The following is a 15430-nucleotide window of genomic DNA, read 5'->3' as shown; positions in this document are numbered from 1 at the left end:
TAGGAGGGCAACTAAGGAGTGCCGAGATGCGAGTTCGGAAAAGAAAAGAAGTCCCTACTAAGCGGTAGGGAGAAAAACCACAATAACACACTTTCTAGACTTTTGTTGGTTATTATTAATACGCTTTCAACATCTATCCCTTTAAGACTTAACCCATACTCGACAATTGATTAGAGATTTAAGACTTATTGTTCAACGCTTCCATATCAACCTTTCAGATACTTTTTCTAATATCAATCGGTCGGATTAGAGCTTTTAATTTAACGCGTTTATGCCCAAAAGCTTCATAGACCCAGTATATGTCGCTACATTTCCACAGCGCCAAAGAAAAAGCCCTCATTGCAACGCAACGAGGGCTTAAATCAAATTCCAATAATCAAACCGCAGTTTAATTCACAGCGTAGTGTTTTCTTGCTGCCTCAAGGATCTTGTTGGCTTCCACATCATCGCCCCAGCCTTGCAGTTCCATGCCACCGTCTGGGCCTTTGTAGTTTTCAAACCAAAGGCCAACGATGTCTTGAACACCTGGGTAGGTATTGTTTAGCTCGTTTAGAGAAGAAACATCTTTAAATGGTGAATCGTTAGTGAGAACGGCCACGAGTTTGTCGTCTTGCTCGCCATCATCTAGCATTTTCATCACACCGATCAGACGTACAGGAACAACTTCACCACGTGGTACAGACTGACCAAGAACAATCACATCTAATGGGTCGCCATCACCACCAAACTCTTTTGGTAGTGCAGTACGTGGGATAGAGCCGTAGTTACCTGGGTAACCAAGGTAGTTAACCACGCGTGGAGCGCCTTTTTTGTGTTCCCAGATAACTTGCTTGTCATTGTCTTTGCTTAGTTCCCACTTAGCGGAAGTACCTGTTGGGATCTCTACAATAGCATTGACGATGCCATCAGCAGAAGCTGCTGGGTAATCATTAAAGCTTGAGTTTGCTTCAAGGGTAAATGAGTCTAATTGTTTTAGTGCAGGCGCTGACGCCGCTGCTAAGTCATAGCTTAAACCGTTGGCGGTCGATGTTGTTTTGTATCGCAGCATGTAGTCAACCTTGCCACGCTCTTTGAACAGTTTATCGAAGCCTTTTTGGTTGTATGCGCTAAACTGCCCCATCTGTTTAACCGAAAGATTTGAGCCACCAACGTTGTTCGTATCCATAGATAGGATATGGTTGCTGACCGCATTGACTGCCTTTGCGTAACCTTCGGTAGAATTCAGATCAAAGTCTGCTGCATTAATCGCTTTACGTACTTCTTTAGACCAGTAAAACTCTAAGAACGGGACTGGCTGACTTGGCTTGTTCCAGCCCACACCACGAGAAAAGTACATCAGTGAGCGGTATTGATCGTTAGCGAAGTTGGTTAGCCCAAGAGAGGTTGGAAGTTGTTGATAGCTAATCGCTTCACCGTTGTTATCAAACAGCCATGTATTGCCGTCTTTTGCCATTTGGTTCCAGAACGCGTCCATGTTTTTGAGGTTGCGGTAATCTTTATCAACCACCACATTCACATTGAACGATGCACCACCTTGCGGCATGCGGTAGAACACATTGAACGTATGGTGACCGTCTGTCAGGTAGTATTCACCGTTGGGTGCGATAACCACAGTCTTCATGTCTTTTTTACGTGCACCTGTTTCCATTTCACAGGTGAAAGTCGAAGGAATATTCGGGTGGGCTTGGTCTTTGATGCTCACTACGCCTTTTTGACCGTTGGCTTCACAGATTTCATCAAACATCTTTTCTTGGTCAAATTGGTAACGACCCAGCTTGTACATAATTTGATCATAACCCACAGATGGTTGAGTTGGTTTTAACTCATGGAGACCAAGATTAATAACATCGCCTTCAGAGACATTACTTGCGTGAGTTGGTAAAGCGAAGATAGCCAGAGCGCCAATCGTGGCAAAAATCCCAATTTTTTTCATAAGTCCTTCTATATACGGAATAAAAATTCATACGCTAAATTAATATGCTACCGTGACATTAATATTTCACTTTAATAAAGAAGATGTTGCACTCGTTCTGTGGCGGTTGAACGATGAGTTGCCGTGGCCTGCTAAATCCTTAAACCACTCACTTGGTTCTGCCATAGCCTGCTGTCTAAGCTCCAGCCGTGAATGAAGATCAGCGCCGTACCCCCGCTCCCACTTTTACCATACGAAATTTGCTCACCATCGTGAGATATCGCAATACCGTACTTAACCGTTGAATCATGAGCCATGGCACTCATGCTACCAAGTGTCATGAATACCAAGAATGTGATGTTTAGAATTAAACGTTTCATAGTGTCTCTCTGCTTACTTTGGAGGGACTACAGAAAGCGCCCCTCTATCAATGTAGTCACTATAAAGTGTGAAGTTATAGACAGGTCAAGACATCCAGCTTCAGTTGCTCAAATCGAAAGAGAGCTTATCAGAGAACGTCAAAGAGAAGGCTAAAAGCACGTAAAGCCAAAAGGAAAGAAACTAGGGAGGCCTACAAAGCCTCCCTGTTCAGGTTAAACAAATAATAAAGAAGCTATCAATAGCAGAAGCAGCCAAGAGCTATGCATATCTAGAGCGACTATAAACAAGCTTCACATGTACTAATTTGTACTAATCCAGAAGGGCTAGTAAAGATCCGCACCACCTCCTAGTTCTTCTAGTACCTTCATGAACTCATTGTGGCCTTTGAGGTACTTCGCTGGTTCACAGTCCATAAACTGCATACTGATCATAACTAAGCGTAGCTGGGATAATTCTGTAAAACTAATAAGGGTCTGGAATTGTCCCTTTCTGATGCTCTCATCGAAACCATTAGCATCAGTCAATCTGTCAGTGACCATTCTGACTATATTGTAGAAAATGCGAATCGTATTATGAATACGCTCATCTTTATCTATCTCATCCAAAGCCAGCTCAATATCTGAGTCTTGAGCGTTGTTATCTCGCATCAACTCAATCTGATCCTCTAACTCTTGAATAGCGCAGACTCCCTCAAGTTTTTTTTCCCCAAGGTGGGGGGGAAATTCTAATTTGAAGCTAGCAAAAGAAGCTTTTTGTGCTTCTATCAGCCCAAAGAAGTAAGTTTCAAACGATCGTAGCTGTTCGTTCTTTTGATTACGCTTTACCTCAGCTCTCAGGTCTATATTAGCTTGATTCTGTAGATTCAAGGAATGAATCAGCAACACCAAGGACATAAAGCTTAGTAGTGGACTGACAATCCCATTAAAGAAGTCACTAAAATCAACCCAATCAGAGGGCTGATCTGAGATCCCATATCCTAAATTGAAGTAAAATTGGATTACAAAAGAGGTAACAACCACAACCATCAAGACGACAGCTGTAATAAAATACCTATTAAGCATCTAGTATACCTTGTACGATATATTTAATTATTCGACCATTACTCGTAGTTTGAGTGCTGGCACGAAGCTTGAGCGTTTTCCATTTATCACGATCAGCTCCCAGCCCATTATTCACATGCAAGTTATCAGAGAATTTCTGCTTCAGTGCCTTATTCTGCTCTATAAACTTTACCTGCTGAGGAAAACCAAACGCTATAGTCTCATTAGCACCTTTTAACTGAAGCCTGCCATTTCCCGTATTGATGTTCAGACGAGTAATACTAGCTTCGATCTCAATTACCTTTGCATTCATACAGGTTTTCAAAGTCGAGCCAGTCCCTCTGTCTAGCTTAGCGAGCACTCTATGTTCAGTTCGGTTTTGACGATATCTTAACTTCACGTCTTTGTTGAAATGAGTGGCAACAGAATGTAAATGGCTAAGTGCAGAAACTCTCAACTCTTCGATCAACTCTTCAGCTAAATCATCTCCAAGGTTATCCAAAGCCTTAGAAGCCTTCTTAGATAACTCAGGGCTTTCTTTATACAGTGCTTCATGCACAAAATAACCCACCAGTTCAGTGAATGGGACTTTACCGATCTTTCTAAAGCGAGTTTGTAGTTCGGGGTCATCAAGCTCAAGAGTAAAGGTTTGGATAAATGAGCCTTTAAAGTTTTTTCTGAGTTTGGTTCTCACTTTACTATCGCTAGTAAGTTGCTTAGGTACTTTATCGGTCAAAAGTGTACCAGCGACTTTACGCGTAACTTCGGAAGCACCTCGAAATGTCTCCAAGCCCGCATTCATATCAACAGAGAAATCATCACCATCAATCCAAACATCAAAATTGACGCTCATACGCATCCTTAAACCAGTTATAAATACGCAGTCAGTATATATATGACAGCTATTATTACTAGGTATGATAGTAACTTACAGACAAATCTTTGATCTAACTAATCGTTCTTCGATAAAAATGCTCAGCGATATACTCTATGCAATACATATCTGTAAGCAATTCCCTTCTACCCCCTAAACTCTTCGATCGAAGTTTACTTTTGAGCTTCTGTTAGTTCAACTTTAGGATTTCGTAACAATGAATTATCCAATGATGATTGCGCATCCGATTCCTTACCCAACAAAAACAAAAAAGGCCTCGCAATGCGAGGCCTTTGATTTTTCTATCTATCAGAAAAGATTAGTCGCGAAGTGCTGCGCCAAATTTCTCTGAGATTGAAGCTACGATAGCATCTACTGAACCAGCGATGTCTGCATCTTCAAGTGTGCGCTCTACAGACTGTAGGCTAAGTGCGATTGCTAGGCTCTTCTTACCTTCTTCAACGCCTTGACCAACGTATACGTCGAACAGTTTAGCGCCTGTTAGGAATTCGCCACCAGCAGCGATACACGCTTCAACGATGTCGCCAGAAGCTACTGCTTCGTCAACAACAACGGCGATATCACGACGGTTTGCAGGGAACTTAGATACGGCTACTGCTTCTGGAAGCACGCGAGTGTTGATAGCTGCCCATTCGATTTCGAATACGATAGTGCGGCCGTTAAGACCAAACTTACGCTCTAGTTCTGGGTGAACAGTACCAATGATACCCACTTCTTTGCCGCCTACTACGATAGCCGCTGTTTGACCCGGGTGAAGCGCTGGGTGCTTAGCTGCTTTGAAGCTGTATGCGATTTCGTTTGCAGAAAGCTCAAGAACTGCTTCTAGGTCACCTTTAAGATCGAAGAAATCTACAGTGTTAGTTGCAATGTCCCAGTGCTCTTCGCCACGAGTACCAGAGATAACGCCCGCAAGCATCATTTCTTGGCGCATGCCGTTTTCAGCCGTTGCTTCAGGGATGAAACGTAGGCCTGATTCGAATAGACGAACGCGAGACTGTTGACGCTTCTGGTTGTGAACAACTGTGTTTAGAAGACCTTGGATTAGCCCAAGACGCATTGCTGACATGTCCGCAGAGATTGGGAATGGCAGGATTAGCGGCTCAACACCAGGTACAACAAGTTTTTGCTGTTCTGGTTCTACGAAGCTGTATGTGATTGCTTCGTGGTAGCCACGGTCTACAAGAAGGTCACGAACGCGCTTAAGCGGTTGGTCAGCTTCTTTGTGGTCATTCATTTTAAGTGCCGCTTTAGGCGCTTGGTTTGGAATGTTATCGTAACCGTAGATACGACCTACTTCTTCAATTAGGTCTTGTTCGATTGCGATATCAAAACGCCAAGATGGAGACGTTGCCGTCCAACCTGCGTCCGTAGTCTCAACTTCACAACCTAGGCGAGTAAGAATTTCCACTACGTCTGTAGATGGGATTTCGTGACCTAGTAGGCTGTCTAGCTTAGCGCGACGTAGAGCAACTACGTTTGCTTTAGGAAGATCAGCTTCAGATTCGCTGCCGTTTACTGGCGCTACTTCACCACCGCAGATTTCAACTAGAAGTTGTGTTGCACGCTCCATTGCTGCTGCTTGAAGTGTTGAATCAACACCACGTTCGAAACGTAGAGAAGAATCAGTGTGAAGGCCGTAAGCACGTGCGCGACCACGGATGTGATCCGGTGCGAAGAATGCTGCTTCAAGAAGAACGTCTGTCGTTTCAGTAGTAACACCTGAATCTTGACCGCCAAAGATACCAGCGATTGCTAGTGCTTTGTTGTGGTCAGCGATAACAAGTGTGTTGCTGTTTAGTTCAGCTTCGTTGCCATCTAGAAGTGTTAGTTTTTCGCCCTGCTCTGCTAGACGAACCACGATACCGCCTTCGATCTTAGCAAGATCAAATGCGTGCATTGGTTGGCCTTGCTCTAGCATCACGTAGTTTGTGATGTCTACAACTGGGTCGATTGAACGGATACCACAACGGCGCAGTTTTTCTTGCATCCAGATTGGAGATTCCGCTTTCACGTTTACGTTCTTAACCACACGGCCAAGGTAACGTGGACAAGCATCAGTTGCTTTGATTTCAACAGACACTGTGTCTTCAATGCTTGTTGCAACAGCTTCAACTGTTGGCTCTGTAACGTCTGCGCGGTTTAGTACGCCAACTTCACGAGCAAGGCCACGGATGCTGAAGCAGTCTGCGCGGTTTGCTGTTAGGTCTACGTCGATAGTTACGTCGTTAAGCTCAAGAAGCTCACGAACGTCCATACCTAGCGTTGTGCCTTCAGGCAGCTCAAGGATGCCGTCAGACTCTACGTCGATACCTAGCTCAGAGAAAGAACAAAGCATGCCGTGCGATGGAACGCCACGTAGTTTTGCTTTCTTGATTTTGAAGTCACCAGGAAGTACTGCACCAACTGTTGCTACTGCTACAGTTAGGCCAAGACGACAGTTAGATGCACCACATACGATGTCTAAAAGTTCTTCTTCGCCGATATCAATTTTTGTAACTTGTAGTTTGTCTGCGTCTGGGTGCTGACCGCACTCAACCACTTTACCTACTTTAACGCCGGTGAATTCACCAGCAACAGGTTCTACATCGTCAACTTCCAAACCAGCCATAGTGATTTGGTGAGCTAGCTCTTCGCTGTTAATTGCAGGTTTAACCCACTCGCGTAGCCAAGATTCACTGAATTTCATAGTTTTGACTGCCCCGGATTACTTGAATTGTTTAAGGAAACGAAGGTCGTTCTCGAAGAACGCACGAAGGTCATTTACACCGTAACGAAGCATCGTTAGACGCTCTACACCCATACCGAATGCAAAACCAGAGTATTTCTCAGGGTCGATGCCAACAGAGCGAAGTACGTTAGGGTGAACCATGCCACAACCTAGAACTTCTAGCCATTTGCCATCTTTACGTTTCACGTCAACTTCAGCTGAAGGCTCTGTGAACGGGAAGAATGAAGGACGGAAACGCACTTCAACTTCTTCTTCAAAGAAGTTACAAAGGAAATCGTTAAGAATGCCTTTAAGTTGTGCGAAGTTTACGTTCTCATCAACTAACATACCTTCCACTTGGTGGAACATTGGCGTGTGAGTTTGATCGTAGTCGTTACGGTAAACACGACCCGGAGCAATGAAGCGGAATGGCGGTTTGCCGTTTTCCATCGTACGGATTTGAACACCAGAAGTGTGCGTACGTAGCATTAGATCAGGGTTGAAGAAGAAAGTATCGTGATCAGTACGAGCTGGGTGATCGTCTGCGATGTTTAGTGCATCAAAGTTGTGGAATGCATCTTCGATCTCAGGGCCAGACTCAGTGCTAAAGCCAAGCTCACCAAAGAACTGTTCGATACGCTCAACTGTGCGTGTAACTGGGTGAAGACCACCGTTCTCAATGCGACGACCTGGTAGGCTCACATCGATAGTTTCTTCAGCTAGTTTCGCTTCAAGCTCTGCACGTTGTAGTGCGTCTTTGCGAGCTGCGATCGCTTGTTGAACAGCACCTTTCGCTTTGTTGATCTCTTGACCAGCAGTGCGACGCTCTTCAGGTGGAAGTTTACCTAGGCTTTGTAGTTGAAGAGTTAGTTCACCCTTCTTACCTAAATACTGAACTCGCACTTCATCAAGTGCGACTAACGAATCTGCTGTATCAATAGCAGTCGTTGCATTAGCAATGATCTCTTCTAGATGTTGCATCATTTCCTCATCTACCAGTTGGTAGTGTCCGTATCGGATGATTAGTTTTTTTAGATAGCTACACATAGTAATCAAACACGCATCCAATGCCAAATTGAATCGCTAAAAGAGCAAGTTATTGACTAAAAACACGGCAAATTTAACAGGATATTAATGAGGAGTAAGAGGAAGTGGCACAAATACGAGTGCCACTCCTTTGTTTGGAAGTGAGCGAGGCTCTAGATTTGCAGAGAGCTGAGTTCTAAATCTCTAGTGAACCGAGATCTAAAACTAAAGCGAACTTGGATCTGAACTTGAAATAAACCAGTTTTAAATCTGAATCGAACAAACACTGTTTTTGCCTGCGTTTTTCGCTAAATAGACGGACTCATCGGCGGCTTTTATTAACTCGTTCATTGAGCCGAATTCTTGGGTTATTTCAGCCACACCGACACTAATACTGCCAATCCAAACTTGATGACTGGTTTCAACCTCTAATTCAGACACTTTCTGTCGAGCCGTTTCCGCGATGTGTATGCCACCTTTGAGGCCGGTGTTAGGGCAAATAACCAAGAACTCATCGCCACCTAACCGGCAAACAATATCATCATTACGGAACGTATTTTTCAGTTCACGCGAGAGGGTTTGTAGCACCAAGTCACCTGCATCATGACCACTGGTGTCATTAATGCGCTTGAAGTTGTCGGCATCAATCATAATGCACACTAAAGGCATACCCAGTTCTTTGGAGTCTTGCCAATGTAGCGCTAACTGTTTAAAGGCACTGCGGCGGTTAGGCAAATGAGTGAGTGAGTCTGTTAACGACAGTTCTTCAAGCTTCTTACTCGCTCGTTTCAATTCTGCCGTCCGTTCCTCGACTTTGTCTTCGAGTAACTGATTGAAGCGTAACAACTGCTTGTTTCGTTCAGAGACTTGTTCAAACAGGCCGTTAAGGGCAGCCAACAGCGGGACAGTCGCAGAGTCTTGTTGTTTTTCTTCAGCTTCAAAGGCTTGTAGAGGTGTTGCGCCCTCTTCTATGGCGGTCATTTGTCGCGCCATGTTTTGGTCGATGCCGAGGATATGGTAAGCAAGCCAATGGATGAGGAAGTCCAATAACTGCCGTGCTGACACCTGATCTTCTTCCAAGATGAACGCTTGCATACTGTAGATATCTTGCATAAACACACGATGCACTTTGATGTGCTCTTCAATGTGTAACTGATGTACACCGCAATCTCTCATCAAAGATTCTTCTTCTTTAAAGTGAAATTCGGCATAGCGTGTGAGATCAAGTAAAGCGATGTTAATGTCGTCTATAGAGATAGTATTCTCTGACAAAAGATTTCCGTAGTGGTTGATAAAACCAACAAGGTATTGATGTTGTTCATCGACAACACCAATGCCTGTTTCAAAGTTTTGATCCCAATTAAATAAACTCATAGATCCCTTAGGGCCGATACCACCAGCACAATTCACATGCATATTCGGAGGTTATAGATACTCAAAAAATATAACCATCTTACCTGTGGGACTATTCGATTATTTGCTCTATTTTATAAAAAGAAGACGTTGAACATTATAAATACAGCGCGTCTTAAATCTGAGACACACCCTTTAACAAGAACGCCCCACCAAACTAACACTAGAAATAATATTCCAACGCTACCTCAACAAAATCATCCTTTCGAGCGAAGAACAACAAGTCTTCTGGGGTTTCGTTCTCAAACAACCAAGCGTTCAATCGCCACTTGAGGTTGTTATTGATGCGGCTTGATGCTTCGAGCTTTGCGCTGTAGACATCGCTGTTATCTAAGTCTTGAGTAATGCCTGTAAGCACTTCGGTGCCGTCTTCATCATTCAAGGCGAAACGCGCGCCAAGGAACACATCGTTTTGACCGATGGTTTGGGCATTGTTACCTCTGCTGTCATACAAGTATTCCGCGATGAAGCCGATGTCCCAATAGGATTCAAACGCCCCAACCCATGTGTATTCAAAGCCTGTCGCCACGCCTGTGTGGTTGTCGTAACTGTCGCGATAAATACTTTCCAGCTTCCATAACCAGTCACCGATAATACCTTGTACATCGAGTCCGAAATGTTGCATTTGCGCGTAATACGGCTTGAGTTGATTGCCTTCTACACGGTAGTAAGGGTCACGGTTCGTACCACCTAAATAACTTAAACCGACATCCCAATCGCCGTACATTTGGCTATAACGCAATGCCACATCGACGTGCTTTTCTTCTCTCGACGATTCGTAAAGCGCATCATCCGATACAGGTACAGTTGGCCTTAATCGACCATCTTCCCCTGCGAAGGTACGTTCACGAAAATACGGCAATAACATGGCATCAATGGTTCCCCAATCTTTGATCGAGGTGAAGTGCACCATAGGCTGACCCAATTTCGATTCACCATCGACCGATTCAATAGCATCGGTTTGGTTTACCACATCGACCAAGTGCGCCGATTCGGTGACGCCCCAAAACACCTTGCCTACACCGGCTCGCAGTTCGTAATCATCCCAATACGTGAGATACAGAGCTTCACGAACGTCTCCATGGGTTCGCTCATCGTCTTCGCTGTCTAGGCGGTAAAAGGGCGTGAAGGTAAAGCTGCCGTTGCCCTCTTGTTGTTCCCAATAAAACTCTGGTTGCAACACCAACGAGCTTTGCCCTTTATCTTGCCCTTGTAAGCCGTCGCTAAAAAACTGCCTGTGCTCAAGGTTAACCTGCCCTGCGAGCTGTGGGCTGACCTGTTCTACGAACTCAGAGCTAAATCCAGCCGCCACACATGGCAACGACACCTGCATAAGCCCTACTGTCGCTGCCAAGGTTAAAGATAACTGCGTTCCTGTTAACACAATCCTTTTCATATTCTTGCCTTACTTTGCACGTTTCAGTGTGTTTTTCTGGAAATCTTTGTCCTTAAGACCGGTTTGGAACGCTAAATCTGTCGTGGTTAAAACGGTGCTTTTGCCTGTTTGATGGTTTTGCATCGACATGGTGTGTGCGCGCCAGTATTGGTTTAGGTATTGTTTGTAGTCTTGGAACGAGAGGGTTTTCAGTAATGCGCCTTTACGGTCGTAAAACTCCACTTGAACGGGGCGGTAATATTGTTGGTCTAACCATACTTTCTGCATGGTGTAGCCAGAGTTTTTATCGGTCGGTACTTGCTCCAAGACAAAGGTATCGACGCCTTCGATTTTGGCGTCTTCAATGTAGTTGAAGGTGTACTTTTCTAGCTCAAACGAGCTTAAGTCTTCGTAAGCAAATTCACTGCCCATAAACGGGCCCGACTTGTTACGTGAAGAGATGCGTTTTACACGTTTCAGAGCCGGCAAATACAACCATTGGTCATCCGATTTAGAGATGTGTGAATGGTTTAAGAAAGCCGTGCCTTTTACGTCACGTGGCTCATCAAAAATGGTTAAACCTTTGTCGCCATCGTCATCGACTTCTAATGACTTCAATCGCATTAGACGTGTGCTGCTTTCGCCTTGTTTGTTGCGAAGTAGCATTTCCATGGTCGCAACAGAATCGCCCCACCCCATATCGACGGCTTTGCGTTGCTCGGCTATTTCTAGGCCTTTCGCTGGGTCTGCTAATGCTGGGAAAGCGGCGAATGAGCTCAGCGTGAATAATGTAGTAACGAGAGTTTGTTTAACGCTTTTCATAAATATCTCCTTGAGTCAGCCCACCGTAGCGGGCTGACGATTCCTATTTGGTCGAAGTAGACAGTTCGCCAGCTGGGTTAGCTTGCGCTGATTTAGATGGCTCTGTTTTAGATGATTGTGGTTCGTGCTGAGGTTTATCTGAGTAGTGCGTCTGCTTGTCGAAGATCATCAGTAAGCTCGGTAGCAAGATGAAGTCGACCACCAGCGCAATGAAAATCACAATCGCGCTGAGCAAGCCCATGTCAGAGTTGAGTCTGAAGCTCGACATCGCCAATACAGAGAAACCCGCCACAAGCACGACTGTGGTGATCCACAATGCCCGGCCGACTGTGTGGAAGGCGTATCGAACCGCTTCTTCCGCTGATTTCCCTTCTAATCGTGCACGTTGGTATTTACTTAAGAAATGCACCGCATCATCGACCACGATACCCAGTGTGAGCGTGACCACCACGGACAAACCTAGGTTGATTTCACCGGAGATGAGCGCCCATAAACCAAAGCCAATGATCGCTGGGGCAATGTTTGGCACTAGGCTGATCATGCCTAAGCGAACCGAGCGCAATGCAAAGATCATCAAGCCAGAGATAAGTACTAAGGTGATAGGCAGAGTCGATAACATGCTCGCCATGTTGGTTTCGCCAATGTGAGCAAACATCAGTGATGGACTCGACGCGACTACTTCATACTGAGGTGCATTGGCTGCAAACCATGAGTAAATGCGCTCTTCGAGTTCAACCAATTCCACACTGCCTAGGTTGTCGACCGTGAGTACCATTTTGATCGATGACTTATCGACGTTGATCTGGTTGTTCAAGTCCAAGCCGTACGGCAGAGACATCTCGTAAAGCAGTAGGTATTGAGCAGCAAGTTCACGGTTAAGTGGCAGCTGGTAGTAGCTGTCATCGTCGCCATGCATGTTCTTGTTCAAGCGCATGTAAACATCAGAAAGCGTGGCGACATGGTCGGTCTCAGGTTGAACGCGTAGCCACTCAGTAAAGTCACCAATTGCTTGCAAGAACACAGGATCAGCAATCGCTTGAGACTCGTTAGTTTTCACTGCGATACTGAGAGTCGTCATGCCGCTTACTGTCTCTTCCATGAAGTCGGCCGCTTGTCTGAATTCGCTTGAGGTATCGAAATACTTCACCGACTCATCGTTCACTTTGTTGAGTGGAATTAACGCGGCAGCACCAACAATCACTAGCGTAGAAATAGGCAGCAGTGCTTTGCGGTTAGCAACGACAAAATCACCGAGCTTATCCATGAAAGTGACTTTGTCTTCCGCCTTAGGATTGGCAGATAGGCGTTTAACTGGCAGCAGTTTTAACAATGCAGGCAGCATAGTTACAGATAGGAAGCACGCGATGAGTACGCCTAGTGCCGACAAGTTACCGAAATCACGCAGCACTGGAGAGTCCGACATGTTCATCATCAAGAAACCAATCGCAGTAGTCACTGAGGTGATCAGAATCGGCATCGCATTGAGCTTGATGCTGTATTGAATAGCTTGTGCTTTCTCCATCCCGCGTTGCATGGCTTGTCTCATGGTCACAATCACGTGAACACAATCGGCAACGGCAAGGGTTAATACCAAGGTTGGAACGTTGACCGTTGCTGTGCTGAGAAACATCCCTGCCCAGCCAGACAAGCCCATGGTTGCGACAATAGAGGAGATGATCACAATAAGCGTGGCCACCACACTAAAGAACGAGCGCAGCATAAAGGTCAGGAACACCAACACCACCAATAGCATTAATGGCACCAGCGTTGAGCTGTCTTCTTGAGCCGAGGTCATAAAGGCGTTATTCATGGCTATGATGCCCGCTTTATGGAATTCGACATTTGGGTACTGAGCTTGGTACTTGCCAATCATGGCGTTGATGGCCGCAATCACCTCTTGCACTTCCGCGGTTTTATCCACTTCTGGCAATTGCACGGTGACGTTCACAATGGTCACATCGCCAGAGGCTGATACTAGAGCATTCTTAAGCAGTGGTTCGTTTAGGGCGATCTGTTTGACTTTGGCGATTCGCTCAGGCGTGTGCTCGTACTCTTCATACAGCAGGTCTTCCACTAACAGGTCATCTTCAACGGCTTCGGTATGCTGATAATTGGCCAGCGAATCGACACGGCTTGAGTACGGGATCTGCCACGCATCGACCGTGAGGTTTTGAATTAAGGTGAGGGTTTCTGGGGTGAAGACATTGCCGCCTTCAGGTGCGACAACAATCGCGAGGTTATCGGTTTTCGCAAAGGTAGTTTGGATTTCATCGAACGCCATCAACTGTTTGTTGGTGCCTTCGAAGAAGATGTTGTAGTCCCCTCTAAAGTAGAGGTTCTTTGCCCCTAATGCAGAGAGAATGATGATTGAAAAAACCACCAGCAGAACGATAAACGAACGCTTGGTCGGTATTGAGTGCCAACTGTTATTTAGATCCCCGTTTACGCTATCGACGTTACGGTTATCTCGATTTTGGTGATCGAAAGCTGGCTTCTGGCTGTCATGTTCCATCACAGTCTCCATTTGTGACGATTCGTCATAGTTGTGTCTTAAAAAGCCAGCCGAAGCTGACAAAAACACAATTCTTAGTCATATACTCAAGAAAACCAAAACCACACTAGGCTAAACTTAAGTTTATGACGAATCGTCACTAATGGTTATTAATAAACCCACATGAGTGGGCTTAATGGAAGCTATCGACCTACAGATTCTAAGTAGGCAATCTCTTCACTGAACAGTTCTTGTTCTACTCGACGCCAAGTTTTGCGGTAGTCCCAATCAGTAGAAAGAGGCTGCCAGTTGAGGCCGTCTAGTAGCATGTTCGCGTTGTATAATACTGAATACGGGTCTTGTAACCGTTTAATACAATGACTGTTTGAAGCATTCTGTGACAAGGCATTTGAACCAAATGCAATTGACCAGTTTGCAAACACGATGGCGTCAGAACCCATACCGGAAGGGAACTTTAGGTCACCAGCATCAACTGCTTGGTTAACCATTAAATCGGCTTGTTCAATCACCAACTCTTCTAGTTCATTCATCTCGGCTACGCGTGCACTAGACGCTTTCTCTAGTACCCACGGGCTTTTTGCCATGATCGCACAGGTTGATAATACCGGCTCCATGCGAACATAGATTCGGTAAGCAACGTGTAATGCAACGACCTTTTCGCGTGTGTTGCCTTCAAACTCTCCAGAACGAGCAAACATTAATGCTTCGGCCTTTAAAGAGTGAATACACAAGGCTAAAACTACGTCTTCTTTGCTGCAAAAGTGATTGTATATTGTACCTTTTGAATAAGAGCTCGCTGCCGTTAGCTTATCCATCGTGAGGTTTCCGAACCCTTGTTCTCGAACCAGATCTTTTGCTAACAACATCAATTCTACTTCTCGGTCTGCGATAGACTGCTGCTTTTTAGACAACACGCCTTTGCAACCAAAGATACCTTGTTTATCGCCTTTACAACCAAAGCCAAACATAATTTCTCAGTCCGTATTTTAGCTTAGCTATCATCTAAGCTTCGCCAGTATTTAAAACACTCCTATCCAATATATTAACACGAATAGTAAATTCATGTAGTTAACCATTTTGTGACGCTTCGTCATTTCTGACTTATCGTCATAATAGCGCAAATATTGATCATATCAAGGTGTTTTATAAATTAAATACAATTTGTGAATAGGTAGTGAAATTATCAATAGTCAAAAGGTGTGATGATGATGTGAGCGTGCTACGAGAAAATTGGCGAGTCATGCTGCCTTTATGGGGCAGACGTCTCCTTATGGTCAATATTTGGCTTACTAATGCCGTTTTCTGTTAAGTTGCTATAAATTCAGTAAGGGGTGACTTACAATAGTG

The 15430-nt window shown here is 44.9% G+C and carries 10 protein-coding genes and 1 pseudogene; all 11 read right to left on the bottom strand.

From position 1 onward, the window contains the following. Positions 1–388: 388 nt before the first annotated feature. The 11 genes and pseudogenes from AB6E85_RS18770 to AB6E85_RS18720 all read right to left on the bottom strand — a co-directional run bounded on the left by AB6E85_RS18770 (position 389) and on the right by AB6E85_RS18720 (position 15051). Positions 389–1933: a ParB-like protein gene (locus AB6E85_RS18770; RefSeq protein ID WP_372143636.1), complete on the bottom strand. Its 1545-nt coding sequence runs from the start codon at positions 1931–1933 to the stop codon at positions 389–391. A gap of 102 nt (positions 1934–2035) precedes the next feature. Further along, a pseudogene (locus AB6E85_RS18765) lies at positions 2036–2292 on the bottom strand (alpha/beta fold hydrolase); the annotation flags it as partial. Between the two features lie 324 nt (positions 2293–2616). Further along, positions 2617–3354 (bottom strand): hypothetical protein, encoded by a 738-nt coding sequence (locus tag AB6E85_RS18760; RefSeq protein WP_372143634.1) that lies wholly within the window; start codon positions 3352–3354, stop codon positions 2617–2619. Further along, positions 3347–4186 carry a hypothetical protein gene (locus tag AB6E85_RS18755; RefSeq protein ID WP_372143632.1) on the bottom strand — a complete coding sequence of 280 codons (840 nt, stop codon included), beginning with the start codon at positions 4184–4186 and terminating at the stop codon, positions 3347–3349. The genes AB6E85_RS18760 and AB6E85_RS18755 overlap by 8 nt, the downstream gene beginning before the upstream one ends. A 340-nt stretch (positions 4187–4526) precedes the next feature. Next, positions 4527–6914, bottom strand: a complete 2388-nt coding sequence (gene pheT / locus AB6E85_RS18750) for a phenylalanine--tRNA ligase subunit beta (protein WP_372143630.1) — start codon at positions 6912–6914, stop codon at positions 4527–4529. Positions 6915–6932: 18 nt separating this feature from the next. Beyond that, entirely contained in the window at positions 6933–7916 is a 984-nt protein-coding gene (gene pheS, locus AB6E85_RS18745; protein ID WP_004734764.1) for a phenylalanine--tRNA ligase subunit alpha, read from the bottom strand. Between the two features lie 309 nt (positions 7917–8225). Further along, complete coding sequence (locus tag AB6E85_RS18740) at positions 8226–9377, bottom strand: GGDEF domain-containing protein (RefSeq protein WP_372143628.1); 1152 nt, start codon at positions 9375–9377, stop codon at positions 8226–8228. Between the two features lie 160 nt (positions 9378–9537). Further along, on the bottom strand, positions 9538–10770 hold the full coding sequence (locus AB6E85_RS18735) for a hypothetical protein (protein ID WP_372143626.1): 1233 nt from the start codon (positions 10768–10770) through the stop codon (positions 9538–9540). A gap of 9 nt (positions 10771–10779) precedes the next feature. Beyond that, positions 10780–11571 (bottom strand): outer membrane lipoprotein-sorting protein, encoded by a 792-nt coding sequence (locus AB6E85_RS18730; RefSeq protein WP_048617446.1) that lies wholly within the window; start codon positions 11569–11571, stop codon positions 10780–10782. A gap of 43 nt (positions 11572–11614) precedes the next feature. Beyond that, on the bottom strand, positions 11615–14146 hold the full coding sequence (locus AB6E85_RS18725) for an RND family transporter (RefSeq protein WP_372143624.1): 2532 nt from the start codon (positions 14144–14146) through the stop codon (positions 11615–11617). Positions 14147–14265: 119 nt separating this feature from the next. Next, positions 14266–15051 carry a TetR/AcrR family transcriptional regulator gene (locus AB6E85_RS18720; protein WP_048611674.1) on the bottom strand — a complete coding sequence of 262 codons (786 nt, stop codon included), beginning with the start codon at positions 15049–15051 and terminating at the stop codon, positions 14266–14268. Positions 15052–15430: the final 379 nt, after the last annotated feature.

The sequence above is a fragment of the Vibrio sp. 10N.247.311.51 genome (genome assembly GCF_041467855.1).
GTDB lineage: Bacteria > Pseudomonadota > Gammaproteobacteria > Enterobacterales > Vibrionaceae > Vibrio > Vibrio coralliirubri.
This window is presented reverse-complemented; position numbering and strand designations above follow the sequence as displayed.